Source organism: Lentzea sp. NBRC 105346 (assembly GCF_030269605.1).
GTDB lineage: Bacteria > Actinomycetota > Actinomycetes > Mycobacteriales > Pseudonocardiaceae > Lentzea.
The window spans coordinates 546,406-571,964 of record NZ_BSTQ01000001.1 but is presented as its reverse complement, the minus strand read 5'-3'; the positions used below and the strand labels follow the sequence as shown (position 1 = coordinate 571,964).

The window sequence follows — 25,559 nt, the reverse complement described above, 5'->3', positions numbered from 1 at the left end:
CCCACCTTAGGTGGCCGGGAGCAGCCCCATCGACAGCAGCCCCATCAGGACGATGCCCAACAGCAGCCGGTACCACACGAAAGCCGAGTAAGAGTGCTTCGACACGTACCGCAACAACCACGCGATCGTGGCATACCCGACCCCGAACGCCACCAGCGTCGCCACCACCATCTGCGGCACCGACGCGTTGTTCGGACCGGTCCGGTCCAGCACATCCGGAATCGAGAACAACCCCGCACCGAACACGGCCGGAATCGCCAGCAGGAACGAGTACCGCGCCGCCGACTCCCGCGTCAGCCCCAGCGCCAGACCAGCGGTCAACGTCCCACCCGACCGGGACACACCCGGGATCAGCGCCATCGCCTGCGCCAGCCCCATCCCGATCGCGTCACGCATCGTCAACTCGTCACGCGCATGCCGCGCCAACTGGTCCGCCAGCCCCAGCAGCAGACCGAACACGATCAACATCGTCGCCGTGATCCACAGGTTGCGCGCCTCCGTGCGGATCAGGTCCTTCAACAGATACCCGAGCACGCTGATCGGGATCGACCCGATGATCACATACCACGCCAGCCGGTAGTTCGGATCCTGCCGGGCCTCGGCACTGAACAACCCCCGGAACCACGCGGCGATGAACGCCCCGATGTCCCGCGCGAAGTAGATCAGCACCGCGACCTCGGTACCCAGCTGGATCACCGCGGTGAACGACGCACCCGCATCGTCCCCGAAGAACAACGTGGAGACGATGCGGACGTGCGCCGAGGAAGAAATGGGCAGGAATTCCGTCAGTCCTTGGACGAGTCCGAGAACCAGAGCCTGCAACCAGCTCAACTACCCACTCCTGCCAGATCCAGAGCTTCGGCCGCGGTGCGAAGAGCCGCGATCCCCTGCTCAAGATCTTGCAGCATCGGCGAAACGGACAGCGTGGTGACCCCCGCCGCCGCCAGGGCCTTCATCTTGTCCGCGATCCGCTCCTTCGGACCCAGCAGCGACGTCGCGTCCAGGAACTCCACCGGCAGCGCCGCCATCGCACCCTGGTAGTCCCGCGCCAGGTACTTCTCCTGCACCTCGGCGGCCTCGGCCTCGAAGCCCATCCGGCACGCCAGGTTGTTGTAGAAGTTCTGCTGCCGCGACCCCATGCCGCCCACGTACAACGCCGCGTACGCGCGCACCGGGTCCGCACACGCCTTCCAGTCGTCACCGACGATCAGCGGCGCCGTCGGCACGACGTCGAACCCGTCCATCGTCTTGCCGATCTTCTCGCGACCGGCCTTCACCGACGCGATCGAGTCCGCCGAGTGCTCCGGCGAGAAGAACACCGCCAGCCAGCCGTCGGCGATCTCACCGGTCAGCTCGAGGTTCTTCGGACCCACCGCGGCCAGGTAGATCGGGATGTACTCCCGCACCGGATGCACCGTCAGCTGCAGCGCCTTACCCGGCCCGTCCGGCAGCGGCAACGTGTAGTGCTTGCCCTCGTAACGCACCTTCTGCCGCGTCAACGCCAGCCGCACGATGTCCACGTACTCACGCGTCCGCGCCAGCGGCTTGTCGAACCGCACACCGTGCCAGCCCTCCGACACCTGCGGCCCCGACACACCCAGCCCCATCCGAAACCGGCCACCCGACAGCGTGTCCAGCGTGGCGGCCGTCATCGCGGCCATCGCGGGCGTCCGCGCGGGAATCTGGAAGATCGCACTGCCCACGTCGATGCGCTCGGTCTGCGCAGCCACCCACGAGAGCACGGTCGGCGCATCGGAGCCGTAGGCCTCCGCGGCCCACACCACCGAGTAGCCGAGCCGGTCGGCCTCCTTGGCCAGTTCGAGGTTGTCGGCGTCGTTGCCGGCGCCCCAGTATCCGAGGTTGAGTCCAAGTCGCACGGGCGAGACCCTACTGGCAGGTAACCCCGATTGCCAGGCCTGGGTGGTGATCACCCCTTAGCATCCCCGGCGTGGAACAGCGATACCTCGGCCGCAGCGGCCTGCGCGTGTCCAGGACGGCATTGGGCACGATGACGTGGGGCCGCGATACCGACGCGGACGAGGCCGCCACCCAGCTCATGGCCTTCTGCGACGCCGGCGGCACCCTCATCGACACCGCCGACGTCTATGTCGAAGGCGAATCCGAACGCATCCTCGGCACCCTGCTCAAAGAACTCGTCCCTCGCGACGAGCTCGTCATCGCCACCAAAGCCGTCGCCCGCCGCTCCGACGGCCCCTTCGGCGGCGGCGCCTCCCGCGGCGCCCTGCTCACCGCACTCGACGGGTCACTGCGCCGCCTCGAGGTCGACCACATCGACCTCTGGCAACTCCACGCGTGGGACGCCAACGTTCCACTGGAAGAAACCCTCGCCGCCCTCGACACCGCCGTGACCAGCGGAAAAGTCCGCTACGTCGGCGTCTCCAACTACTCCGGCTGGCAGCTCGCCACCGCCGCCACCCTGCCCACCGGCTCCCCGATCATCTCCACCCAGGTCGAGTACTCCCTGCTCGAACGCGGCATCGAACGCGAGGTCGTCCCCGCCGCCGCCCACCACGGCATCGGCCTGCTGCCTTGGGCCCCACTCGGCCGCGGCGTGCTCACCGGCAAGTACCGCAACGGCACCCCGCCCGACTCGCGCGGCGCGTCGTCGCACTTCGCGGGCTATGTGGAACAGCACCGCACGGAACGCGCGGCCCGCATCGTCCAGGCCGTCACCACCGCCGCGGACGGGCTGGGCACCTCGCCGTTGTGCGTCGCGCTGGCCTGGGTACGCGACCGGCCCGGTGTCGTCGCCCCCGTCGTCGGCGCCCGCGACACCACCCAGCTGCTCGGGTCGCTCGAGGCCGAGGAACTCACGCTGCCGCCCGCCATCCGGGCCGCACTGGACGACGTGAGCGCGATCGAGCTCACCTACCCCGAACGACCGATGGGCTGACCCGCCCTCTGGGCTGTTGTTCTGGTCTGGATGTCCATGGGCTGGCCGGACCACCGGTCGAGGATTGTATTTAGTTCACACTGAAGTTATTGAGATTATTAACCACGACACCTCCGAACGGGCACCCTTGCGTGACCTCCGGCGCGGAGTCGGGGATGCTGGAGGTCTGCTCTACGACGTCCAGGAGGACCCGCGTTGCTTCGACCGACCGCTCTGCTGCTCGCCGGCATCACCCTGCTGGCCTCCGCGTGCGGCACGAGCGAGGAGCCGTCCGACCCGCTGCAGGTCGCCGCGACGCTCGAACCGGCCAAGCCCGCGAACAGCCCGGACCAGCCCGAACAGATCCCCACGCAGGACGTCGACGCCACTATCAAGGCCCAGCTCGAGCCCAAAACACAGGACAAGCAGACCTTCCAGGTCGGCGACAAGACCCTGGAGCTCGACCGGCTGCGCAGCGCCGTGTTCGAACAGGGCGGCGCCGGCCTGCGCGCGGGCGACGGCGCCACCAACGCCGTGACCGACCGGTTCGGCCGCCTGCTGGTCGTCGACACCCGCGGCGGCGAGCTCATGGCGTTCTCCACGAACCCGCTGCTCATGCGGCAGCGCTTCCCGGTGCCGGGCGCGCCCTACGGCATCGCCTACGACGCGAAGCGCGATCTCGCGTGGATCACGCTCACGGAACGAAACGAAGTCGTCGGTCTCTACGTCGCGGGTGGCGAACCGATAGAGAAGTACCGGTTCGCCACGGTCCGCCAGCCCAACACGGTGACGACCGACGAAGCCAGCGGACGCGTGTACGTGGCGTCCGCCGTCAACGGAGGGATACAGGTGATCTCGCCATGAACGAAGGGGTGATCGACGGGGACTGGGAGTACCGGCCGCTGCGGCTGCCGCCCGGTGTGTCCCGCCGAACCGCGACCACGCAGCTGGCCATCCACGCCGAGTTCGCGGGCTGGGAACTCTCCCGCACGCTGCTCTACGGCGACGGCTCCCGGAAGGTGTGGCTGCGCCGCAAGCGCACCCCCGCCGTACTCCCAGGTCTGATCACTTAGCACGCTCCCGGCAGGTGGACAATCGAACCCGGAGGACCCGGTCAGGGGTAGCCGGGTGAGAGGGGACACCACCACATGCCGCGCCCGGAACGTCCGGTCGATCCGTTCGCAGGCCCGGTCGAGGAGTTCGCCTTCGACCTGCGCAAGCTGCGAGAAAAGGCCGGCTCACCCGGTTACCGCGAGCTGGGCAGGCTCGCGCACTACTCGGCCAGCACGCTGGCCGACGCCGCCCGCGGGCAGAAGCTGCCCAGCCTCGCCGTCACGCTCGGGTTCGTCCGCGCGTGCGGCGGCGACGAGAGCGAATGGGAGCGGCGCTGGCGGCAGCTCGGCGAGACCGTCAGCACCGCACAACCGGCCGACGCGCCCTACGTGGGCCTCGCCGCGTTCTCCGAACACGACGCCCACCGGTTCTTCGGCCGTGAACGCCTCCTCGCGAAGCTCGAGGCCAAGCTCACCGACCACCGGGTCGTCCTGGTCACCGGCCCCTCCGGCTCCGGCAAGTCCTCACTACTGCGTGCGGGCCTGCTCGCCACCCGTCCCGGCACCCTGATCACGCCCGGCGCGCACCCCGCGTGGCCCAGCGCGGATCTCGTCGTCGTCGACCAGCTCGAAGAGCTCTTCACCCTCTGCCACGACACCGACGCCCGCGAAGCATTCATCGAGCGGATCGTCAGCGCGGACCACCCGGTCGTCCTCGGCCTGCGCGCCGACTTCTACGGCCACCTCACCCGGCACCCGCGGCTCGTCGACGCCGTCGAGGACAGCCAGGTCCTGGTCGGCCCCATGACGACCGACGAACTGCGCCGCGCGATCGTCCAGCCCGCCGTCGCCGCCGGATGCACGCTGGAAACCGGCCTGGTCACCCGCCTGATCGCCGACGCGACCGGCGAACCCGGCGTACTCCCCCACGTCTCGCACGCACTGCTCGAGACGTGGCGCCGCCGCCGCGGCAACACCCTCACGCTCACCAGCTACCACGAGAGCGGCGGTATCGTCCGCGCCATCGCCCAGACCGCCGAGGACGTGTACACCAGCCTTGGCGACAGCCAGCGCGAAGAAGTGCGCAAGTTGTTGCTACGCCTCATCTCCCCCGGCGACGGCACCGAGGACACCAAACGCCGCGTCCACCGCGACGAGCTCGGCGCCGCCCCCGTCCTCGAACGCCTCGTCGCAGCCCGCCTGCTCACCATCGACGACGACGCCGTCGAGATCAGCCACGAGGCCGTCATCCGCTCCTGGCCCCGCCTGCGCGAGTGGATCTCCCAGGACCGCGAGGGCCTGCGCGTGCACCGCAGGCTCACCGCCGCCGCCACCGACTGGGACGCCCAGGGCCGTGGCCCCGACTCGCTCTACCGCGGCCTCCCGTTGTCCCTGGCCACCGAGTGGGCCGCCGCCCGGCCCGGCGCGCTCAACCCGTTGGAACAGGCCTTCCTCGACGCCGGCATCGACGCGCAGGAACGCGAACGCGCCACCGAACGCCACCGCACCCGCAAGCTGCGCCGCCTCGTCGCCGGACTCACCGCGCTGCTCGTCCTCGCCGCGACCACGACGGTCATCGCCGTGCGCGCCGAACACGACGCCACCGAACAGGGCACCGTCGCCCTCGTGCAGAAGGCCGTCGCCGAAGCCGCCACCCTGCAGCAGACCAACCCCGCTCTCGCGGCCCAGCTGCGGCTGGCCGCCTACCGCCTCGCTCCCCTGCCCGCCGCCCGCGACGGGCTGCTCAGCACGTTCGCCACGCCGTTCGCGACCCGCATCACCGCGCACACCGAGACCACCCAGATCGCGGTCTTCCGCCCCGACGACAAGCTGCTGGCCACCGCCGGACGCGACCACGTCGCGATCCTGTGGGACATGACCGACCGCAACCGGCCGGTCGAGCTCGGCCGGCTCACCGGGCACGCCGACGTCATCCACCACCTGTCCTTCAGCGCCGACGGCCGCCTGGTCGCCACCGCGTCGTGGGACAGCACGGTGCGGCTGTGGGACATCACCGATCCCCGGTCCCCGCGCGAGCTCGCGAAGATCACCGGGCACGAGGGCCAGGTGCAGACCGCCACGTTCGTCCCCGGCGGCGCGAAGCTCGTCACCACCGGCTCGGACCACACGATCCGCGTGTGGGACATCGCCGAACCCATGCGCCCCAAGCACATCGGCAACCTCGACGGTCACTCCGCCACCGTGCACGGTGCCGCCGTCACCCGCGACGGCAGACTCCTGGCCACCGCGGGGTGGGACGGCACGGTCAGACTGTGGGACCTCGAGGCCGGGCGGCAGCTCACCGTCGCCGACCGCAACGCCAAGGAGTTCGAGACCGTCGGGTTCAGCCCGGACGGACGCGTGCTGGCCACCGCGGGCCCCGAGCGCGTCGTGCGATTGTGGGACATCAGCGATCCGGCACGCCCCGCACTGCTGTCCACTGTGGACGGCCACGGCGCGATGGTTCACTCCCTGGTGTTCTCCCCCGACGGCACCAGAATCCTCACCGCCGCACACGACAAGACCGCCCGCCTGTGGGATGTCCGGGACCTCCGCAGACCCGTCCAGCTCGCCATGTTCTCCGGGCACTCCGACGTGTTGTGGTCCGCCGCGTTCAGCCACGACGGCCGCGAGGTCGTGACCACCGGCGACGACCGCACGGTCCGCGTCGAACACCTCGCCGGCCTCACCGTGCCGCTGCACACCGACCCCATCTGGAACGCCGTCGCCGACCCACGCGACCGCTACGTCGCCACCGCCAGTGAAGACGGCACCGCCCGGCTGCTGCGCCCGGACGGCACGGAGATCACCACGCTCACCACCGCCGGCGCACCGGTCGGCGCGATCGCCATGTCCCCCGACGGCACCCTGCTGCTCACCTCGGACATCGACCGCGTCGCCACGCTGTGGGACCTGAACGACCCCGCGAACCCGCGCAGGATCGCCGTGCTGCCCGAAGGCGCCACCTGGATCGCCGGCGCCGCGTTCGCCGCCGACCGCCCGGCCCTGGCCACCACCGACGCCGACGGCACGCTGCGCCTGTGGGACATCGCCGGCTCCACTCCCCGACTGGTGACCCGCTCAGTCGTCCAGCCGACCGACGGCATCCTCGGCGTGGCGTACTCCGGCCGGCTCCTCGCCGTCGCGGGTGGCAAGGAGGTCGCGCTGCTCGACGTCACCGACCCCGCCAAGCCCGACCGGCTTCCCTCCGTCAAGGCGGCCGGCGGCGCCTTCATCTGGGTCGCGCTGCACGGCCACCTCATGGCCACGGCCGGCACCGACTACACCGCCGTGCTCTGGGACATGACCGACCCGCGCCACCCGCGCAAGCTCTCCACCCTGACCGGCCACAACGGACCGGTCCAGCGCGTCGCGTTCAACGCCGCCGGTACCAGGCTCGTCACCGGTGGCAACGACGCCACCGCGAGGGTCTGGGACATCAGCGATCCCGAACACCCCGCCCAGACCGGGACGTTCACCGGCCACAACGACCGCGTCATGGCCGTCGCGTTCAGCGGCGACGGCATGCTCACCACCGCCAGCGCCGACCACACCGTCCGGCGCTGGGACACCGACGTCGAACGCGTTGCCGCCCGCGTCTGCGCCATCTCCTATCCCCGCCTGACCGAGGAGGACTGGGTCCGGTACTTCCCCGGCCTGGTTTTCCAGCCACCTTGTTGAGGTTTATTTCAGTTAACACTGAAGTAATCGAAATAATAAAATCCACCGGAATAGTTGCAGATGTGATCAGATTCTTGGTCATGGAGCTCGTACCGCTGGACAACCAACCTGGCGTAGCCGAAGCCGCCCTGCCCACCGATGAACCCGCGGTGCGCGCTCTGCTGTCGAGAGCCGCTGCCGCGGGCCTGCACACCGTCGTCGTGACCGTCGAGCCCGGCTCCCCCGCCGTGGACCTCCTGCGTGAGCTGCGCGTGGAGACCGAGACGGTCGACGGCCGCGTCGTCGCCGAGCTCGACACCGACCCGTCCGGCCAGCTCGCCTTCCTCCGCACGCTGTCCGAGCCCGATCGTGAGGCGTGGCTGGCGACGTTCGCACGCGCGGGTGACCCGAACTGGTGGATGCACCGGCTCCTGGTGCTCAACCACCACCCCGAGTGGGCGGATCTCAAGTCGTGGCTCGTCGACCACCACGTGAAGCTCTTCGGCCGCCCACCCGGTCGCCGGCGCGCGTCAGCTACTTGATTCCTCTTGGCCGGCTAGTTCCTCGATCAACCGCGCGATCTCCCGGGGACGTTCCAGCGGCAGCATGTGCCCGGCGTCCTCCAGGACGACCGCCTTGCCGTTCACGCTCGCCTGGCTGAACAACGCCGCGTCCGACTCGGGCACGAGCCGGTCCTCGTCCCCCACCACCGCGATGACCGGCTTCTCCCCCGTGACCTTCATCGCGGCCTCGCGGTCGACCCGGCCCACGGCGGGCCGGAACAACGCGACCGTCTCGGGCCACTCCGTCCAGACCATCTCGGCGGTGAGCGCGACGTCCTCCTCGCGGGGCTGGTCGCCGAACAGCCACCAGCGCAGGCCCGCGGTCTTGGTGGGCTCGATCCGTTCCCGCACCGCCCGCACCAGCGGTCCGAACGCGCGCTCCAGCTCGCGCACGAGCTTGCCGAGCCCCTTCGGCCAGGCGAGCGACGTCTCCGACAACCCGGTCGCCGCGGTCGACACGAACACCGTGCCGATCACGCGTTGCCGGAACAGGCGGGGACGCCGCTCGGCCATCGTCATCGCCGCCATGCCACCCATCGAGTGACCGACCAGCACCACCCGCCCGTCCGGGACCGCCCGCTCGATCAGCTCGCCGAGGTCGTCGGCGAGCTGGTCCAGTGTGGCGGTGTCCTTTGTGGCCGGACTCGACTTGCCGTGTCCCCGGTGGTCGTAGGCGATGACCTGGTAGCGCTCGGGCAGCTCCGCGACCACGCGGTGCCAGCTGCGGTGATCACATGCGTAACCGTGTGCGAGCACGACGGTCACACCCGCGTCCGGATCACCACTGCGCACCACGTTGAGCTCGGTTCCGTCCTCGAGCAGCACCATGTCCGTCCTTTCGTTGGCTCCGCAGTTGGTCCAACGAGACGAACGGCCTCACGTTATGCACGAAGTTCGACGCAACACTCGCCTGGTCTCGGCGCGAGCACGGCCTCGACCTGCTCCGCGCCCAGTCCTTTCAGGAATCCGCACAGGTAGGCGTGGTTGATCCCACACACGAGCGCGGGGGCTTTCGCGGCGAGCGGGTGGAACGGGCAGTTGCGCAGCCTGAGCTTGTGCGGTGCCTCGCGGTGTGGTTCGAAGCCCTCTTGTTGGAGGATGTTCTGGGCGGCGGTCAGCGCGCGTTCCGGCCCGAGGCGGCCCGGTTTCCGTTGCGCCGCACCGAGTTTCTCGCCTCTGGCGTGCGCGGCCTGTTGCGCGGCGTCGGGCGCGACGGCGTCGAGCAGGATGTCCGCGAGCACGTCGTGGTGCCGCTGCGGGATCGTGACGGCGATCTCACCGCGGGTCTCGTAGACCTTGGGCGCGCGCCCGACCCTGCCGCACTTCTCGAAGCCGGCCTTGAGCAGCCCGGCGTCGACGAGCTTGTCGAGGTGGAATGCCGCGAGCTTGCGCGAGATGCCGACCTTCGCGGCCGCCTCGTCGCGCGTGACCGGGCGTCGTTCGGCGCGGATGTAGTCGTACATCCCGCGGCGCAGCTCGTCGTCCAGCGCGGCGACGGCCCGGATGTCCTCGCTGGTCACGTTCCCAGGGTAACGCCTATGACCGTTTGCACAAATCCTGGTCTTGACCGTTCGTCGTGAATAAGGCGAAACTTCGTTTGTGAAAAGCTCCGCACTGCGCGTCGTTCGCGAACCCGTGTCCACGGTCGACCTGGACGCCGCCGAGCAGGCCGCGGGCGACTTCCTGCGCGCACTGGGCGTGTCGCTGGAGTCGGAGAGCCTGCGCGGCACCCCCGGCCGCATGGCCCGCGCGTACGCGGAGCTGTTCAGCCCCCGGCCGTTCGACCTGACGACGTTCCCCAACGACGAGGGCTACGACGAGCTAGTGCTGGCCCGCGGCATTCCCGTGCGCTCGGTGTGCGAGCACCACCTGCTGCCGTTCGTGGGTGTGGCGCACGTCGGCTACCTGCCGGGCGACCGGATCCTGGGGCTGTCGAAGCTGGCGCGGATCGTCGAGCACTTCGCGTGCCGCCCGCAGGTGCAGGAGCGGCTGACCAAGCAGGTCGCGGACTGGCTCGACGACCACCTCAGCCCCAAGGGGGTCGGGGTGGTCGTCGAGGCCGAGCACAGCTGCATGACGTTGCGCGGCGTCCAGGCGGCCGGCGCGAAGACCGTCACCTCGACGCTGCTGGGCACCCTGCGTTCCGACAACCGCTCACGCGAGGAGTTCCTAGCCCTGACGCGGGGTTAGTTTTTCTGAGTTAGGCCCTGCCGAGAACGACGTCCGGCGGAACCTGACCGGCGGCGCCGGGCACGCCGCGGAACTTGTACGCGCCCGCCTGCCCGCCCGGCTGGATGATCCAGGCCTCACCCGGCTGCCCGTCGGTCAGCACGGCCTGCAGCGCGTCCGCGATGTCCTCCGGCGTGAGCAGCGGGAAGTTGACCGCGTCGAACTCCTCCTTCGCCTGGCCGAGCAGCAGCGTGTCCACGAATCCGGGGCACAGCGCGTTGACCGTGATGTTCTCCCGGCCCAGCGCCGCACCGGCCGCCCGCGCGTACCCCACGACCGCGTGCTTGCTGAGCGTGTAGAGCGGGTCGTTGGGCATGGCCGCGATGCCGGCGAGGCTCGCCGTGATCACAATCCGTCCACCGCCCTGCCTGCGCAGCGCGGGCACCGCCGCACAAGTGCCGTACACGACGTGGTCGACGTTGACGCCCATGAGCTTCCGGTAGCGCTGCACGTCCAGCGCGTCGTCGATCCCGGCCTGCCCGCCGCCCACACCCGCGTTGAGGTGCACGACGTCGAGCCGGCCCAGCTCCCGCTCGATCTGCTCGACGACGCTCGGCATGGTGTCGGGGTCCGTGACGTCGCCAGAGATCGCGAGGCCTTGCAGTTCAGCAGCCACCTTCTCCGCGCCGTCCCGGTCGAGGTCGACGACCGCGACCTTCGCACCGAGCTTGCCGAGCCGTTTCGCTGTGGCCGCACCGATCCCCGCCGCGCCACCGGTGACCAACGCGACCTTGCCAGTCAGATCCACAGTTACTCCTCAGCTGTTGCGCAGAAAACGGTCGAGCACCCGCACGCCGAACTTGAGCGCGTCGACGGGCACCCGTTCATCGACCCCGTGGAAGAGCCCACTGAAGTCGAGGTCGGCGGGCAACTTCAACGGTGCGAACCCGAAGTTGCGAATCCCCAGTTGCTGAAACGACTTGGCATCCGTACCGCCGGAAAGCATGTACGGCAACACCTTCGCACCCGGATCCTCAGCGATGATCGAGGCCGTCATCGCGTCCACGAGCGCCCCGTCGAACGTGGTCTCCACCGGCGGCAACCCAATCCACTCGCGCTCCACCTCCGGCCCGAGCAACTCGGCGAGCTCGCGGTCGAACGCCTCCTCACGCCCAGGCAGAATGCGACAGTCCACAGTGGCCTCGGCGTGCGACGGAATGACGTTCGCCTTGTACCCGGCACTGAGCATCGTCGGGTTCGCGGTGTCCCTGATGGTGGCGCCGATCATCCGGCTCAGGTTGCCAAGCTTCCCGATCGACCCCTCGATGTCGTCGTCCGGAAACTCGAGCCCGGTGATCTCACTGACGCCGTCGAGAAACTCCCTGACTGACGGCGAGATCACCAGCGGCCACTTGTGCTGATGCAGCTTCGTAACCGCCGCGGCAAGCTTCGCGACGGCGTTGTCGTGGTGAATCATGCTGCCGTGGCCGGCGGTCCCCTTGACCCGCAGCTTGAGCCACCGAATCCCCTTCTCGGCGGTCTCGACGAGGTACGCGCGCACGTCGTCCTTCAGCGTGATCGAGAACCCCCCAACCTCACTGATCGCCTCGGTAACCCCTTCGAACAACTCGGGCCGGTTCTCGACGAGCCACTTGGCCCCGAACAGCCCGCCGGCCTCCTCGTCCGCGAGAAACGCGAACACAATGTCCCGCGGCGGCACGAAATTCTCCCGCTTGTACTGCCGCGCGACGGCAAGGGACATGGCCACCATGTCCTTCATGTCGACCGCGCCGCGCCCCCACACATAGTCGTCCTGCACCGCGCCACTGAACGGATGCACCGACCACTCGCTGGCATCCGCGGGCACCACGTCGAGGTGCCCGTGCACGAGCAGCCCACCCCGGCTGTCGTCGCTCCCCCTCAGCCGGGCGATCACGTTGCCGCGCCCCTTGGCCCCGGACTCGACGTAGGTCGTCTCATACCCGACGTCGCTGAGCTTCTCGGCCACCCATTCGGCGGCCTTCCGCTCCCCCACCAGCGTGTCCGGGTCGCCCGTGTTGGTCGTGTCGATCCGGATCAACTCGCTGGCCAGGGTGATGACCTCGTCCTCGGCATAAGTGCTCACCCAGTCTTCCTACCACTGTCCTTCCCACGAAGAGGTCCTGTCCCACAGCCGTCTGTTCTGGTGTCATGGAGTGCCCAGGGCTGCGGCCTGCGGGCGCCCCCGGCTCCTCCCCCCTGACCAGGGCCTATCGGCGCGCGGGGGGCCGATTTTGGTGCGCGCTGACGATCATGTAATCTATGTCCACACCACGGCGAGAGCCGCAAGTCCGGGTGGCGGAATGGCAGACGCGCTAGCTTGAGGTGCTAGTCCCCGCAAGGGGGTGGGGGTTCAAGTCCCCCCTCGGACACCACCACTGGGGATAGCTCCCCGGAGTACGCACAGGTACAACAGCGATCGCTGCGCAGGGTTCCCACTAGACGTGCGAACTCGGCACTGGTCGTCCACGCCCCGCCCCTCCCACCACGGGAGGTGGCTCGGTGCCTGAAAAGATTGTCCGGCCGCTGGCACGGACCAGATCTCTATCCGCTCCCAGTTCTGCTTCTCGTCTCGTGCAGTCGCAAGCGCAACGGCTGCTGCCTGTCGGCGAGCTGGCACAGCTGCCCTCGAGTACGGCGTTCCAGTACGACATCGCGGTGATGGACGATCACGGACGGATCGCCAGTAAGGCGATCCTTCGCGATCTCGGTTGGTCGCCTGGGCACGTGGTTGACATGTCGGCCGTGAACGGGAATGTCGTCATCCAGTCGCGACCCGGCAGCGCATTTCGGGTCACGTCAAAAGGCCTCGTGCAAATCCCAGCACGTATAAGGCATTGGTGTTCATTGTCGAGCGCTACCCGCGTTCTGCTGGTCGCAGCTCCCAGCAACGATCTCCTGGTCGTTACTGACATCGCCGTTCTGGACGAGTTGGTCCGGGAACGTTGCGCCGCGTTGTCAGAAGGCGATGCCTCATGACGATTGTTGCGCCCACGACTGCCACCAATGGAGATCTTCTCGCAGCCGCCCGGCTGATGTTGCAGCAAATGGGCATCGCGCCCGAGGATCTCTTGTCCCAGGCAGTCGTACGCCCACCCGCTCCGACGTTCGACGAGTACATCCCGATCGTGTCCGCCGCAGTTACCAACAGTACTCGGCGAGCATATGGCTCATATTGGAAGCGAGCCCTCGCACGATGGTCTGGGCGCCGTATCGACGACGTGCCTCCATCCGAGATCTCAGCTCTTGTCGAGTACACCAAAACACATACGGTCAAACGCAAGAATGCGAGAGGCGGCAATAGCGCTGGCGAACATATGGTCGCCGCCTTGCGTTGCCTCTACAAACACGCCGTCGCTGACGGCTACATCGACGCCGACAAGAATCCGGCCGCCAAGGTGCCAAAGCCGCGACGGCAACCCTCGAATCGTCGTGGACTAGCCGACCAGCGGATAGAGGAGATCATCAATGTCGCATCGAGTACCGGCAACGACCCTGTGCTGGACAGCCTGTTGATCCGCCTGCACCTCGAAACCGCGTGCAGGCGCGGTGCCGCCATCAATCTTCGGCGAATGGATCTCGATCCCGACCAGTGCCTGATCATGCTGCGGGAAAAGGGTGGCATTTACCGCTGGCAACCTGTGACTCCCACGCTCATGGCACACCTCATCGAACACTCCAATGCGCGCGGGAGCCTCGAACCGCAGAGCCACTTGCTGCGCTACCTCGATGGCCACCCAATCACAAAACGACGCTACGACACGTTGTGGAGCCGGGTCTGTGAGCACCTACCGTGGGCGGACCAACAGGACGTCAGCACGCACTGGCTGCGGCATACCACGCTGACCTGGGTCGAACGCAACTTCGGCCTCGCAGTGGCTCAGGCTTACGCTGGCCACCAGACCACCAACGACAATCTCACTACCACCACATATATCCGCGCGAGTCTTCACGAAGTTGCGACAGCTCTCGCGGCTATGACCGGCGAGTACCATCCGATGGCTCTATCCACTGAATAGCGTCGCGGCGGTGGGGTCTCTCGATTGCAAATGAGCCACCCCACCGCATGCACTTCGGTTCGGCCACGACTGCATCAACGTGCTTCGTAGCCCCCGGATCAATGACGTGCAGGCCGAGCAGTACTTGGGTGTTCTGTGACCTGGGTGAGTTGGATCCGTAGACGGCGGGGACTGGTGCACCGACGAGGCTATGTTCCGGCCTCCCGTCGGAACTCTGTGGTGGTGTCACGCCTATCGCTTGCGCATCCGGTCCTGGCTCCCTCAGCTGAAGCTACCGCGAGTGGGTGCGTCTCCCCGGTCATCGCCGCGAGGGCTGTCGCGACTTCGTGAAGACTCGCCCGGATGTAGGTGGTCGTTGTGGTGCTGTCACTTGAGCTCGAGTGGCCGGCGTAGGCCTGAGCTACCGCGAGGCCGAAGTTGCGTTCGACCCAGGTGAGTGTGGTGTGCCGGAGCCAGTGCGTGCTGACCCCGCCTTCATGGCCCGCCCAAGCGAGGTGGTCGCAGATCCGCTTCCATAGCCCGTCATAGCGCCGGGTGGTCAGCGGCCGACCGTTCTTGTATCGCAGCAGCGGGCCTTCGGGCTCAAGACTGCCTCTGGCCGTGGCGTGGTCGAGAAGGTGGGTCATCAAGGTCGGCGACACCGGTTGCCGTCGATAGACGCCGCCCTTCTCCCGGAGCAGAATGAGGCACTGCTCCTGATCGAGATCAGTCGGGCGCAAGGAGAGTGCTGCACCACGTCGACATGCGGTCTCAATGTGCAGCCGGATCAGTAGACAGTCCAGGACTGGATCGTCGCCTGTGTTCGACGCGACCCCGATGATCTCCTCGATCCGCTTGTCGGCTAGCCCTCGTCGTGTGGACGGCAACCGCCGCGGCTTCGGCACCTTGGCTGCAGGATTTTTGTCCGCGTCGATGTAGCCGTCGGCAACGGCGTGTTTGTACAAGCAGCGAAGCGCAGCAACCATGTGCTCGCCGGCGCTGCGGCCCCCCCGCCCGTTCTTCCGCTTGACTGCGTTCGCCTTGGTGTACTCGACCAGGGCGGCGATCTCAGACGCGATCACGTCGTCGATGCGGCGCGCCGGCCACCTAGCGATGGCTCGACTCCAGTACGGGGCGTACGCGCGACGAGTGCTGTCGCTGACCGCCTCGGACACAGCCGGGACGTATACATCGAACGTAGGGGCGGAGGCCCTCAACGCAGGAGCGGCAAGGAGATCCTCGGGCGAAACACCGAGCCGCGCCAGCACCAGCCTCGCCGCAGCAAGGTCAGCGGACTCCGGTCGTTGGGCTTCCATTGTCTAGATCTAGTCGTGTGTAGAAGTTGACGAGCATTGCGTCCAGGGTCGACTGTCCATATAGCACTAGTAGATCGAACTCGGGCATTGCAACGAGGAGAACGCGATCACCTGTCGACAGCGCACTCCAGCGCCTCACTGGCGCCGGGATCTGCACTAGTCCCTTGGACGTCAACGTAAGCGCGCCTTCGGGACTTCTGCGGACCAGGATGGCGTGGGCGTTGAGGGCGATCTCAAGACGGTGCTCCTTGGTCCAGCCCAGTGCTTGGAGGAGTTGCCTGTCGGCGAGCCGCCCGTGGTCGTCGATGGTCGCCATCCCGAATAGGGTGGAACCGTCGCGATGGAGCGTGCCCAGGTTGACGTTGGGCAGCGGCTGGACTGTCACCCGGTTGGGCGCGAGTCGAGGCACTACCGCGCTGACAAGCACCTCCGCGACGCTGCGGCTGGAGACTCGACCGGAGGCAGACGTCGCGTCTTGTCTTGTCGGCGGTGGCATCTCACCGCGCATGACCGTGCCCTGGCTGCTGATCACCTGCGGCATGCGAAAGCAGATTTCCTCCTCAACGACCGCCTGCCTAACGAGTTCCACCAATGCACTGTCGCACCGAACCTTCGCGTCACCCCAGTAAGTACCGGCCAAGTCATGCATGCCGTGGAGACGGTATCAACAGACAGTATCATTGTCAGGCCCAGTGATATCAGCATGCCTCTGGCACTCATACACGGCCCCCAATGACTCCACAGAATCGCTGTGACGAACTCAATCGGCGCGACGTCACACGTTCGTATTCACAGCTCGAATGGATGCACGTCCCCATTTTGGGGGTTTTTCACCATTCCGGCCCCGGCTGTGCATCGCCGCTCAGGCTCTCGAAGTTCAAGAGCAGCGCCAGCCCGGTTCGTCTGCGGCCTCGGCTGTCGAGCCGCGCTCCAGCATTGCGCTGGCGTGTCGCGTTTGCGCGAAACCTCTGCACGACGTCGTTTACCGACGGAGCGACCCGTCCGGGACCTGACGTCGTTGAAGCAGGTCAGCGCAGACTCTGTGCGAGATGCCAGCCACTTGCCCGAAACGAGCGTGGGTTTGACGCGCCGCCCCAGAAGGGGGGCTCGTTATGGCTCGTATCCGATTGCGGCGAGAGTATCGAGCGGGGCACTGACTGGTTCGGAGGTGTCGCCTCTGCTCGGTTGCAGCCAGTCGGACATCGGCGCCAGGCCTGGTGGGATGAGGGTGAGGCCTTCCAGCCAGGAGTCGAGTGTGGCGTGGCTGCGAGTGGTGATGTGGCCGAGCACGTCGACCTGGGCGAGGTAGGTCTCCTCGGCATGGAGGGGAGGTTCGGTGGGCGCGCCATGCTGCGTTGGGTGGCTCAGTGCTAGGTGACTGTGAGAGCAGAGTTCCTGCCGGTACAGGGCGATCACCTGGTCGGGATGGGCGTCGTCGGGAATGGTGTGCAGAATGCCGATCATCAGGAGTCCGACTGGTTCGGCGAAGTTGATCAGCTGTCGGGTGAAGGGGTGGTCCAGCACCGCTCGCGGGTCGCGCAGGTCGGCTTGCACGAGGGCGGCGCGGTCGGTTCCGCGTACGGCGGCCTGGCCGGCCGTGACGACTGCTGGGTCCCAGTCGATGTAGACCACGGCCGCGTCGAGTTGCGCCTCGCGAATCACGTGGTGGACGTGTCGTGCCGTGGGTAAGCCGGAACCCAGTTCGAGGAACTGTCTGACGCCCTGGTCAAGCATGTAGTTCACGGCGTGGCGGAGGAACACCCGGTTGGCTTGCACCATTGATCTGAGCTCGGGCAGCGCGTTATCGATCCGTTTGCCTGCTGCGCGGTCGATCGGGGTGTTGAGTGTTCCGCCGAGAAACCAGTCGTGGACACGGGCCGGGTTGACCTTGGTGAGATCGGGGTTGGGGTTGGACTGTTGTGCCACGGCCGCTCCCTCCTCCGTTGATGATCATCGTATCGAGCGCGTCGCGGCGGGGGTTCCGCTGTCCGGGCGTGATTCCGCCTGAGTGCGGGCACTCTGGTCGCCAGTCGTCACGAGCTCACGCACGGCTCGGCCCGGCCTCGAGACGCGAACTACGCCGACGATCGACACGGTGAGGGCCGGCGGCACGTGGGTACTCGCCAGGTTCGTCGCTGTACGGGCCTTGCGGAGCGTGCCGAGCCATTCACTCATTCAGGTGATATAGGGCGTCTCGGTGTCAATAGGCGGCGGGTTCGACCGTGGAGGGGGTGAAGGGGTTTTGATCTGCGAGTAATTCAGTGTCTAGGAGGGGGTTCGGCGTTGGTAGACCTGATCACCGCCGTCATTGCGGCCGTGGTTACGTGCCATGGCGTGCGGCTGTCCAGCAGCGGGACCGGCGCGGAAACGCGTGTGCCGCTGATGGGTTTCTGTCGAACGTTGTGGGTGGTTGTCGACCTGCGGGTCATGGGGGACCGATTTGTGCAGGCCGTTGTGGCGGGGCGGCGCGGGGGTTGCTGGGCCTCGCGTGTGATGCCCTACCTCTCCCCCGGCTGCGAAACGGGTGAGGACAACCCGGCGTGACCGATGCCCGCCCTCCGGTCGACGATGACTCCGCTCAGCGCGCGTTTACCGAGTTTTTCGACGGCCATTACCGCGAGGTACACCAGTACGTCCATTCTCACTGGCCCCAGTTCGACTCGGAATCCATTGTCAACGCAACATTCGAGAAGGTATGGAAAAGCTGGGAGCATATCACCGGTGACCGGATCAAATGGGCGATGCGCGTGGCGAAGAATCTGGCCATCGACGCATGGCGGCGCCACGAGGTGCCGATGTCGTTGGCCGACATTGACGAGCACATGGTCGGCGCTGGAATGCTGACGGCGGAGGCCGGTGTCGAGGCCCAGCAGATCAATGAGGCGCTTGGCGAGCTGCCGCCTCGTCTGCGTACGGCGTTGCTCATGCACGCCTACGGCTGGTCGCGTGAGGACATCGCCGAGGCCATGAACTGCAAGCCCGCCTCGGTGTCGCACTACTTGTCGCAGGCGCGTGACCGCATGGCCGACCTGACCGGCAAGCGGTTCCGCCGTCGCGGCCGCGGGAAAGGGCACGGGCCTGCCGAGCGCACCAGCAAACCGGACGGATCGCAGGACCACGGCGCTGACGGCACTGCCGCGGTCGCAGAGTCGAGACAACACCGCCACGACGACGAGGAGAACTGACGGATGGATTTCATCGGATGGCTTCGGCGGTGGATTCCGGGCGCGAGGGCGTACTCGCACCGCCAGGTGGATCAGCGGATGTCCAGCTACGTCGCACAGGTGCATGCGCTGACCTGGCGGCCGGTTGATGACACGAAGCGTCAGATGGTCCTGGAGGCGATCCTCGGGGGCCACTCGGCCGACAACGCCCGCCGTCACGATGCCGTTGATCCCGCTGCGGCGGAGGCCCTCGAGCCTGTGAGCGAGGTCGTCGCATCGACGGTCGACGCCTGGGTGGTGGCGATCGCGCGCAACAGCTATCTCGCGATGGACCACACGCAGCTGCGCACGCAACTCATGGACTTCGCGCAGCAAATGGCCTGCTGGCTGGCCGACCCTGTCAGCGCCCGCCTATCTCCTGCGCTGATCGGCCGGCAGCTGGCCTACGACCTGGAGCTGAGCACCTCAGTGCTGCGCCACACGCTGGAAGTGCTCGGGCCGTTCACCGAACAGATCCAGGCCACGTCCGCCCACCCGGATCCCGAACAGCGGGCACGCCTGCTGGGCGGCCTCGCGGAGGGCTTCACCGACGGCGCCCGTCAGCGGGTCCTCGACGAGCAGATGGCCATCGCCGACGCCGTCGACCGCGCCCATCGCAAACAACACGAGGCACTTGTCGCCGATCCTGACCGCTTCGAATCGTCGTTTCCCGATTCACGCCTGGGCATGTGCCTCATGGACGATCAAGGGCGGATAACGCAGGCGAACCACGCACTGGAGATCCTACTTGGACAGTCGGGTGATCGTATCGTCGGTCGAACGCTCACTGACTTCGTCCTGAACGAGGACGATGCGCGCCAAGTGCAGCGAGCCTGCGAGGAGGTTCTGCGTCATCACCGCACCGTGTCCTGCGACGCGATCGAACTCCTCGCTCTTGGCCGCGACTGTTCGCTGTGGGCGAGTATGACCATCACATGGGTTCCCGACCGGGATGGCTCCGGTCATGCCCACGTCGTGATGGACGACGTGACCGACTCGCACTTGTGGCATTCCAGACTCGATCAGGCGGCAGCCCGCGACGACACGACCGAGCTGCCCAATCGGCAATGCCTGCAACGCCGGCTCGACGACGTCCTGCGCGCCGCGGGGCCGCGGGGCACCGTGGGGCTTTGCGTCGTGGGGCTGGACGAGATCGATTCGATCACGGGCGCGCTGGGATCGACGGTCAGCGAGAACTTGATCAAGGTGCTGGCCTCCCGACTGAGGGGAGCCACCGGCGGCGTGGCGGACCTGGTGGCCCGCCACGATCGAACGAGCTTCTGCGTGGTGATCACCGACTCTGCCATGTGGGGGCGGGTGGACGAGCTCGTGGAGAACATGTCGGGCTGGCTAAGCGAGACCGTCCATCTGGGCGACTACGAATTCGCCGTGATGCCGCGGATCGGTGTCGTGCGTGCAGCGGCGGGCGCGGTCACGGCGGAAGAGTTGGTGCTGCGGGCGGAGCAGGTGCTGCAGCACACCGCGGCGTCGACCCGACGGCGACCGGTCATCACGGAGACCCGCCGCGGCGAAGGCGACCAGTGGCGCAGCCATCTGCTCGCGGAGCTGCCGGCGGGTATCGACAACAGGGAGCTCGAACTGGCCTACATTCCTATCGTCGATCCCCACGACGCGACGCTGGCCGGTGCCGAAGCGGCCGTGCATTGGCGTCATCCCGAGCACGGCGACCTGCGCATCGACGATCTCCTCACGATGGCCGACGACATCGGACTTGACCTCGGCCTCACGCCGTGGATGCTTCAGCAAGCCGCACGCCAAGCCAGGATCTGGTGGGACACCCTGGGCTCGGATACGCCGTTCGTCGCCATCAACATCCCCCGCCGCCTGACCCAAGGTGATCGGCTCGTCGACGACGTACGCACCGTCCTCACCGTCAGCCGAGCTCGCCCTGAGCACCTGCGCCTAGGTCTCAACCACGCAGGCTCCCCCACGTGGAGGGGAGTCAAGGTCGAGCACCTGGTGAGCCTGAGTGCCCTCGGGATACCGTTGCGTCTCAACGACTTCGGCAGCAGTTTCGAACGGTTCGACCTCCTGCCCCAGGTCACGATCGAGGGCATCGCGGTCCCTCCCGGCCTGACTTCCCGGCTCGGCGGGACCAAACCGGAACATCAATGCTGTCACGCCATCACGTCAGCACTAGTATCGATGGCTCACAATCTGGAGCTGACCGTGACATTGCAAGGCGTCGACACCCTTGACCAGCTGCACGCCGCCCAAGCCCTGGAAGCCCGGTTCATCCAAGGAAAGCTCGTCGGTCCCTCCGCGCCACCCCAGGAGATCTCACGCCGTGTACGGCTCGACGCCCACGCCAGCATGCAAGCCCTTGTCGAGGCCTCATAGCACTCATAGCCGATGACGGCCGGTACTAAGGGAAAGCAGGCTCTGCCTGATCCAGACGATGTTCCGATCTCGGGAGCGGCTTCACCCGTGTGGCTGGTGATCGCGAACTCAGGTGAGCTGGGTCGGGGCAGAGAGGAGTACCAGTCCGTGCGGTCGACGGGGTCGCTCGAGGTGCTAGTCGGCAAGATGCCGCGTCGACTTGGCAGAACTCGCTGGCGGCGCCGAATGGTTCTGTGGTTCTGTTCGCGAGTTTCGACCGCGTTTCTCCGCGAGAACCGCTCGCGCCTCGCTCGGCCGAGAGGCTTGTGCTCGCGAACGGTGACCGCACCTGAGCCGCGGGGCAAAGTTGAGCCTTTCTCGATCCTGGCTGCCTTCGGCCGGTGCGACGTCGCAGGTCCAGGTGGAGCGCCCGCAGCGAAGCGAGGACGAACGACCTGGAGGAGGCGCGAGGAGCATCGCCGACACTGGGCCGCGAGGATGGCCAGTGCGACCGCTTCTGAGCGACATTGATCATGTCGGAGATCATTTACTGCGGTCAGAAGACGCGGACACGTGCGGTCGGTTCTCGCGGTCACAATCAGTTCTGTCTGCCCGAGGCGGCTATCGCAGACAAACCCAGTACGCCGATCATGTCCGGGCCACCCACACCTCAGTGCATGAGCTACTCGACAACAACGCGAAGCAAGGACATCAGGATCACGCGAGCTCTGACGAGCCCTTTCACACCGTTGGACCAAACATCTTGATCAGCAAGCTTGTGAACGAACCAGGGCGCCCTGCGCCTTGTGGTGGTGTCTCGCCAACAGGAATGGCACCCGGCCGCACGCACGGGTGCCATTCGCGCCGTCCCGCCGGTCAGCTGCTGGGCGTCTCCGCTCCAGCGGTTATCACTTGCACGGCCTCCACTGCGGACGCAACTGGTACTTGCCGTTGGTCCTTGGTCGCCATGGCACGCACGGTGACGGTGCCGGCGTTCCACTCATCGGGTCCGATGATCACGACGGCTTGCGCTCCGGCGCGGCTGGCGCGGGCAAGTTCCTTGCCGAGTTTGCGGGCCTCCAGCGGTGTACTGGTGCGCAGGCCAGCTCCCCGAAGTTGCCGTGCGACCTGGCGGGCCGGTTCGGCGAGTGACTCGTCGAGTGGAATGACGACAACGTCGACTTCACTGCGTGGCTCGGGCCGCAGGCCGTGAGTGTCGAGGAAGTCGTGGATGGTGACGTCGCCCATGCCGAAGCCGATTCCGGGAATCTGCTGGGGCGTGAACAGGCTGGCGAGGTTGCTGTAGCGGCCACCGCCGAATAGCGACCGGTTGTTGGCTGGATTGGCGTCGAACACTTCGAACACGGTCGAGGTGTAGTACTCGAAGGCGCGGACGATCAGTGGATCGAAGATCACTAGGTCGGCCGCGCTGCTGTTGAGCACGTGCATCAGGTGGGACCGTTCGCGCGCGTCCTGGGAAATGTCGTCTAGTACCGATGCCCCGCTGGTCAGAGCCTCGGCGAGTCGGTCGAACTGCTTGTCGCTGACGCCGAGTTCGCTCGCCTGCTCTGCAAGCTGTTCCCGCGGGTACTTCTCCCAGCGGTCGACCACCGAGGAGACGTCACGGAGTTTGTCGGCTGGGATCTCGACGATGTCGGTGAGGATACTTTCCAGCAGGACTCGGTCGTTGGCGCGCAGCTTCCACATGTCCGTGCTGGCGCCTAGGGCGGCCATCATGTCGTGGATCAGCTCGAAGATTTCGATCTCACAGCTGGCACTATCTGAGCCGAAGATGTCGACGTTGATCTGCCAGTGCTCGCGTACCCGCCCGCGCTGGGGGCGCTCGTAGCGGTGGCAATTGACGTTGGTGTACCAACGCACAGGGAACTGCAGTTGCCCGGCGTTACCGGCGATCATCCGGGCGACCGACGGAGTCATCTCGGGGCGCAGCGCCAAGCGCCGCCCGCCGCGGTCGGTGAGGGTGTAGAGCTGCTGGTCGGCGATCTCGCGGCCGGACTTGGCCTCGTAGATCTCCGCCGACTCGAGGATGGGGCCGTCGTAGCGGAGGAAGCCGTAGCGCTCGATGACGTCGTAAAGCCGATGGAATACCTGCGTGCGAATCGACATCTCCTGGGGCAGGAAGTCCCTGGTCCCACGGTAGGGCGCGGTTGGCAGGTATTCGGGCACGGTTCTGGCTTCCTTCGTGTCATGGGTCGCGGTCACGCGGATGGAGACCACAGTCGCCTAGGGTATCGGAGACTAGTTTCAAGATCGTTTCGGCTCGGCTGTCTACATCGGCCCACGCGAGCCGGTGCAGGCGCATGCCGAGCTGCGTGTAGGTCTCCTCGAGTGCGTCCACGAGGCGCTCACAGAATCGCTGCTCCACCCGATCGAGTGTTGGCACACCTTGTGGTGGACCGTCGACGAGCACTATCAGGTCATAGCGCCGAGCTCGACATGCGGTGATCTCGGCGGCGGTGAGCGGCCAGCGTCCGACGGTGGCGTAGGCAAGGTGATCAGGGGCGCCGCGGTCTAGGAACAGACGTCGAACGTGTGTGGGCACGTTGTCCTCGCGGCTGAGGTGCCGTGCAAGGACACGCGATTCGAAGTCGGGTTGGTCATCGGGAAAGGCGACACCGCGGGAGCGGGCGAGCAGTCGCACGTCCCGGGCCGCTTCGAACACCACATGCTCGCCGCGTTCCTCGAGCACGAGCAGCAGCGAGGATTTGCCGACTCCGTGGCCACCGGTGAGGACTATCCGTTTCATGACGTCGCCGGGCCTGCTGTCAACGGGCAGATCAGGTTGAGCACGGCAGCCTCGACTTCGGAGGCGTCCATGCCGCTTGTATCGACGAGCAATCTCGGCTGCTGACAGCGGTCGTACTCGGACCGAAAGAGGTTCCGTTGATCGTTGAACGTCGGCTCAGGGAGTGGCCGATGGCCGCGGGCTCGCAAGCGTCGTACGTGCTCGTGATGGCTGACCTCCAGCAGGACTGTCACTGGCTGAGGTAGGCCGCTCATCGCCATTGCGTACAGAGCATGGCGAGTCGAGGTATCGAGCCCTGCTCTGCGCAACTGGACGCTCAGCGACAGGCCGAGCCTGTCAGCGACCACTACCGGTATGGCCCAATCGGCCATCCGTTCGCAGGCGAGGCGGACGCGGCCAGCTGTTCGCGCGGTATAGAGCAACGCGGCCTCACGGTCAGCGAATTGCGTGGTCATCGCGCGCATGAGTTGTCCCAAGTGCCAGGCCGGGTCGGCACTGATCTGCTCGACCTCAGCGAGGTCGATGACGTCCTGCTCGCTTTCGCGCAACCGCGCAATGAGGCAACGGGTCAGTGTGGTCTTTCCCGCTCCAGAAACGCCCTCGATCGTGATCAGCATGCGCCGTTGAGTCGACCGAGGGCTTTAGCCCGTGGGCGCTGCCATCGCCGCAGTTCATGGGCATTCTCGACGTGCTGCCGGGCACTGTCCAATAGTTCAAGAACGCGGACGGCTTCGGCGAGTGTTGCGCCGCACACATCCGTACCGTCCGCCAAGGCGAGCAAGTCATCGACGGGCCGCCGGACGTCGGCAGCGCCCACGGAGACTGCCTGGCCGTGCCACGTTCCGACGAGAACATCGCGCGTCATGTCCAGCTGGCCGTGCCCACCGCTGAACTCAACACACCAGAGGTCGCCATCAACAGCGTCGTCGTTGCGGATGCTGATCTGCACTCGCGCGCCCTGATGTGTGGTCAGCTGCATGTCGACCTCGATGTCTGCTCCCGCCGCGCCGCCTTGCCGCGCCCGCACCCCAACAACCGTCGTAGGTACAACGCCGAGATAGTTCAGGGTATCGAGCACATGACTGGCAGTGTCCAGTAGTACTCCGTCGCCAAATCGGACAGCGTGTCGGTGGGTGGCGGAGCTGTTGTAGCGGGCGGCGAACGGGCCGCGCCAGGTGCAGCGGATTCGATGGACGTCTGCCGTGTCGACGTCACTGAGCAGCGCCCGGCAAGCACGCACGGGAACTTGATAACGACGGTTGTAGCTCACCACTACTGACGCATCGGGGCTGTCGGCAACAATTTCTCGCAGTTCGCGGCTGCGGCTGCCGGCGGGCTTGTCCACAAGGACCAGGCAGCCGTGGTCGATCACGGTGCGCAGGATGGAAGGCGTGGCCGATGGCGGCGTGGCCACGACGACCGCATCCGGATTCACGCTGCTCAGCATCTCGGTCACGTCACTGTGAGCCGCGGGTATCGCGAATTCTTCGGCAGTTCGTCGCGCCTGCTCGAGATGTTGCGCGACCACAGCGCGGACGTCGAACCGGGAATTGGTCACC

22 protein-coding genes, 1 tRNA gene and 1 pseudogene are annotated in these 25,559 nt (G+C 66.8%); 11 read left to right on the top strand and 13 right to left on the bottom strand.

The window, feature by feature from the left end; all coding sequences use genetic code 11:
• Positions 1-6 precede the first annotated feature (6 nt).
• Together QSK35_RS02110 and QSK35_RS02105 are read right to left on the bottom strand one after the other, a co-directional pair.
• Entirely contained in the window at positions 7-831 is an 825-nt protein-coding gene (locus tag QSK35_RS02110) for an undecaprenyl-diphosphate phosphatase (RefSeq protein WP_285741646.1), read from the bottom strand.
• On the bottom strand, positions 828-1,877 hold the full coding sequence (locus QSK35_RS02105; protein ID WP_285741644.1) for an LLM class F420-dependent oxidoreductase: 1,050 nt from the start codon (positions 1,875-1,877) through the stop codon (positions 828-830). Before QSK35_RS02105 ends, QSK35_RS02110 begins: the two co-directional genes overlap by 4 nt.
• Before the next feature lie 71 nt (positions 1,878-1,948).
• Between QSK35_RS02105 and QSK35_RS02100 the strand changes: the two genes are divergently transcribed.
• The 5 genes and pseudogenes from QSK35_RS02100 (at position 1,949) to QSK35_RS02080 (ending at position 8,147) form a co-directional block, all read left to right on the top strand.
• Positions 1,949-2,914 (top strand): aldo/keto reductase, encoded by a 966-nt coding sequence (locus QSK35_RS02100; protein ID WP_285741642.1) that lies wholly within the window; start codon positions 1,949-1,951, stop codon positions 2,912-2,914.
• 420 nt (positions 2,915-3,334) lie between these two features.
• Positions 3,335-3,757 (top strand): annotated as a pseudogene (locus QSK35_RS02095) (YncE family protein); the annotation flags it as partial.
• Positions 3,754-3,966: a DUF5703 family protein gene (locus QSK35_RS02090; RefSeq protein WP_285741640.1), complete on the top strand. Its 213-nt coding sequence runs from the start codon at positions 3,754-3,756 to the stop codon at positions 3,964-3,966. The pseudogene QSK35_RS02095 and the gene QSK35_RS02090, both read left to right, overlap by 4 nt.
• A gap of 75 nt (positions 3,967-4,041) precedes the next feature.
• Positions 4,042-7,626 (top strand): nSTAND1 domain-containing NTPase, encoded by a 3,585-nt coding sequence (locus tag QSK35_RS02085; protein ID WP_285741638.1) that lies wholly within the window; start codon positions 4,042-4,044, stop codon positions 7,624-7,626.
• A gap of 62 nt (positions 7,627-7,688) precedes the next feature.
• The gene (locus QSK35_RS02080; RefSeq protein WP_285741636.1) at positions 7,689-8,147 is read left to right on the top strand and encodes a hypothetical protein; all 459 of its coding nucleotides are present in this window, start codon (positions 7,689-7,691) and stop codon (positions 8,145-8,147) included.
• Here the strand turns inward: QSK35_RS02080 and QSK35_RS02075 are convergent.
• Together QSK35_RS02075 and QSK35_RS02070 are read right to left on the bottom strand one after the other, a co-directional pair.
• Entirely contained in the window at positions 8,136-8,996 is an 861-nt protein-coding gene (locus tag QSK35_RS02075; protein WP_285741634.1) for an alpha/beta fold hydrolase, read from the bottom strand. The genes QSK35_RS02080 and QSK35_RS02075 overlap by 12 nt on opposite strands.
• 53 nt (positions 8,997-9,049) lie before the next feature.
• Complete coding sequence (locus tag QSK35_RS02070; RefSeq protein ID WP_285741632.1) at positions 9,050-9,688, bottom strand: helix-turn-helix transcriptional regulator; 639 nt, start codon at positions 9,686-9,688, stop codon at positions 9,050-9,052.
• 79 nt (positions 9,689-9,767) lie between these two features.
• Here QSK35_RS02070 and folE point away from each other — a divergent pair, with 79 nt between their 5' ends.
• Positions 9,768-10,358 carry a GTP cyclohydrolase I FolE gene (gene folE, locus QSK35_RS02065; RefSeq protein WP_285741630.1) on the top strand — a complete coding sequence of 197 codons (591 nt, stop codon included), beginning with the start codon at positions 9,768-9,770 and terminating at the stop codon, positions 10,356-10,358.
• 10 nt (positions 10,359-10,368) lie between these two features.
• Here the strand turns inward: folE and QSK35_RS02060 are convergent, their stop codons facing one another.
• Together QSK35_RS02060 and QSK35_RS02055 are read right to left on the bottom strand one after the other, a co-directional pair.
• The gene (locus QSK35_RS02060) at positions 10,369-11,145 is read right to left on the bottom strand and encodes an SDR family oxidoreductase (RefSeq protein ID WP_285741629.1); all 777 of its coding nucleotides are present in this window, start codon (positions 11,143-11,145) and stop codon (positions 10,369-10,371) included.
• 9 nt (positions 11,146-11,154) lie between these two features.
• Entirely contained in the window at positions 11,155-12,462 is a 1,308-nt protein-coding gene (locus QSK35_RS02055) for a M20/M25/M40 family metallo-hydrolase (protein WP_285741627.1), read from the bottom strand.
• Positions 12,463-12,665: 203 nt separating this feature from the next.
• On the opposite strand from QSK35_RS02055, the gene QSK35_RS02050 reads away from it, so the two are divergent.
• The 3 genes from QSK35_RS02050 (at position 12,666) to QSK35_RS02040 (ending at position 14,395) form a co-directional block, all read left to right on the top strand.
• Positions 12,666-12,751: transfer RNA gene (locus tag QSK35_RS02050), tRNA-Leu, on the top strand.
• A 127-nt stretch (positions 12,752-12,878) separates the two neighbouring features.
• On the top strand, positions 12,879-13,355 hold the full coding sequence (locus QSK35_RS02045) for a hypothetical protein (RefSeq protein ID WP_285741625.1): 477 nt from the start codon (positions 12,879-12,881) through the stop codon (positions 13,353-13,355).
• The gene (locus QSK35_RS02040; RefSeq protein WP_285741623.1) at positions 13,352-14,395 is read left to right on the top strand and encodes a tyrosine-type recombinase/integrase; all 1,044 of its coding nucleotides are present in this window, start codon (positions 13,352-13,354) and stop codon (positions 14,393-14,395) included. The genes QSK35_RS02045 and QSK35_RS02040 overlap by 4 nt, the downstream gene beginning before the upstream one ends.
• 188 nt (positions 14,396-14,583) lie before the next feature.
• Here QSK35_RS02040 and QSK35_RS02035 read toward each other — a convergent pair whose 3' ends face one another.
• The 3 genes from QSK35_RS02035 to QSK35_RS02025 all read right to left on the bottom strand — a co-directional run bounded on the left by QSK35_RS02035 (position 14,584) and on the right by QSK35_RS02025 (position 17,616).
• Positions 14,584-15,690, bottom strand: a complete 1,107-nt coding sequence (locus QSK35_RS02035) for a tyrosine-type recombinase/integrase (RefSeq protein ID WP_285741621.1) — start codon at positions 15,688-15,690, stop codon at positions 14,584-14,586.
• Entirely contained in the window at positions 15,662-16,339 is a 678-nt protein-coding gene (locus tag QSK35_RS02030; protein WP_285741619.1) for a hypothetical protein, read from the bottom strand. The genes QSK35_RS02035 and QSK35_RS02030 overlap by 29 nt, the downstream gene beginning before the upstream one ends.
• A gap of 461 nt (positions 16,340-16,800) precedes the next feature.
• Positions 16,801-17,616: an SAM-dependent methyltransferase gene (locus QSK35_RS02025; RefSeq protein WP_285741617.1), complete on the bottom strand. Its 816-nt coding sequence runs from the start codon at positions 17,614-17,616 to the stop codon at positions 16,801-16,803.
• 614 nt (positions 17,617-18,230) lie between these two features.
• Here QSK35_RS02025 and QSK35_RS02020 point away from each other — a divergent pair.
• Both QSK35_RS02020 and QSK35_RS02015 read left to right on the top strand, forming a co-directional pair.
• Positions 18,231-18,875 (top strand): RNA polymerase sigma factor, encoded by a 645-nt coding sequence (locus tag QSK35_RS02020; RefSeq protein WP_285741615.1) that lies wholly within the window; start codon positions 18,231-18,233, stop codon positions 18,873-18,875.
• 78 nt (positions 18,876-18,953) lie between these two features.
• A complete protein-coding gene (locus QSK35_RS02015; RefSeq protein WP_285741613.1) occupies positions 18,954-21,254 on the top strand; it encodes an EAL domain-containing protein in 2,301 nt (766 codons plus the stop codon).
• Positions 21,255-22,109: 855 nt separating this feature from the next.
• On the opposite strand, the gene hisS is transcribed toward QSK35_RS02015, so the two are convergent.
• The 4 genes from hisS to QSK35_RS01995 are packed head-to-tail and all read right to left on the bottom strand — an operon-like array spanning position 22,110 to position 25,558.
• Positions 22,110-23,420: a histidine--tRNA ligase gene (hisS, locus tag QSK35_RS02010; RefSeq protein WP_285742446.1), complete on the bottom strand. Its 1,311-nt coding sequence runs from the start codon at positions 23,418-23,420 to the stop codon at positions 22,110-22,112.
• Between the two features lie 19 nt (positions 23,421-23,439).
• A complete protein-coding gene (locus tag QSK35_RS02005; protein WP_285741611.1) occupies positions 23,440-24,000 on the bottom strand; it encodes an ATP/GTP-binding protein in 561 nt (186 codons plus the stop codon).
• On the bottom strand, positions 23,997-24,617 hold the full coding sequence (locus tag QSK35_RS02000; RefSeq protein ID WP_285741609.1) for an AAA family ATPase: 621 nt from the start codon (positions 24,615-24,617) through the stop codon (positions 23,997-23,999). The genes QSK35_RS02005 and QSK35_RS02000 overlap by 4 nt, the downstream gene beginning before the upstream one ends.
• Positions 24,611-25,558: a Gfo/Idh/MocA family protein gene (locus QSK35_RS01995; protein WP_285741608.1), complete on the bottom strand. Its 948-nt coding sequence runs from the start codon at positions 25,556-25,558 to the stop codon at positions 24,611-24,613. The genes QSK35_RS02000 and QSK35_RS01995 overlap by 7 nt, the downstream gene beginning before the upstream one ends.
• Position 25,559 lies beyond the last annotated feature (1 nt).

Bases quoted from the DNA above. Each gene is read 5' to 3' on its own strand.
- QSK35_RS02090 (WP_285741640.1), top strand. From the start codon at position 3,754: ATGAACGAAGGGGTGATCGACGGGGACTGGGAGTACCGGCCGCTGCGG.
- QSK35_RS02085 (WP_285741638.1), top strand. From the start codon at position 4,042: ATGCCGCGCCCGGAACGTCCGGTCGATCCGTTCGCAGGCCCGGTCGAG.
- QSK35_RS02075 (WP_285741634.1), bottom strand. From the start codon at position 8,996: ATGGTGCTGCTCGAGGACGGAACCGAGCTCAACGTGGTGCGCAGTGGT.
- QSK35_RS02040 (WP_285741623.1), top strand. From the start codon at position 13,352: ATGACGATTGTTGCGCCCACGACTGCCACCAATGGAGATCTTCTCGCA.
- QSK35_RS02035 (WP_285741621.1), bottom strand. From the start codon at position 15,690: ATGGAAGCCCAACGACCGGAGTCCGCTGACCTTGCTGCGGCGAGGCTG.
- QSK35_RS02030 (WP_285741619.1), bottom strand. From the start codon at position 16,339: ATGCATGACTTGGCCGGTACTTACTGGGGTGACGCGAAGGTTCGGTGC.
- QSK35_RS02015 (WP_285741613.1), top strand. From the start codon at position 18,954: ATGTCCAGCTACGTCGCACAGGTGCATGCGCTGACCTGGCGGCCGGTT.
- QSK35_RS02005 (WP_285741611.1), bottom strand. From the start codon at position 24,000: ATGAAACGGATAGTCCTCACCGGTGGCCACGGAGTCGGCAAATCCTCG.
- QSK35_RS02000 (WP_285741609.1), bottom strand. From the start codon at position 24,617: ATGCTGATCACGATCGAGGGCGTTTCTGGAGCGGGAAAGACCACACTG.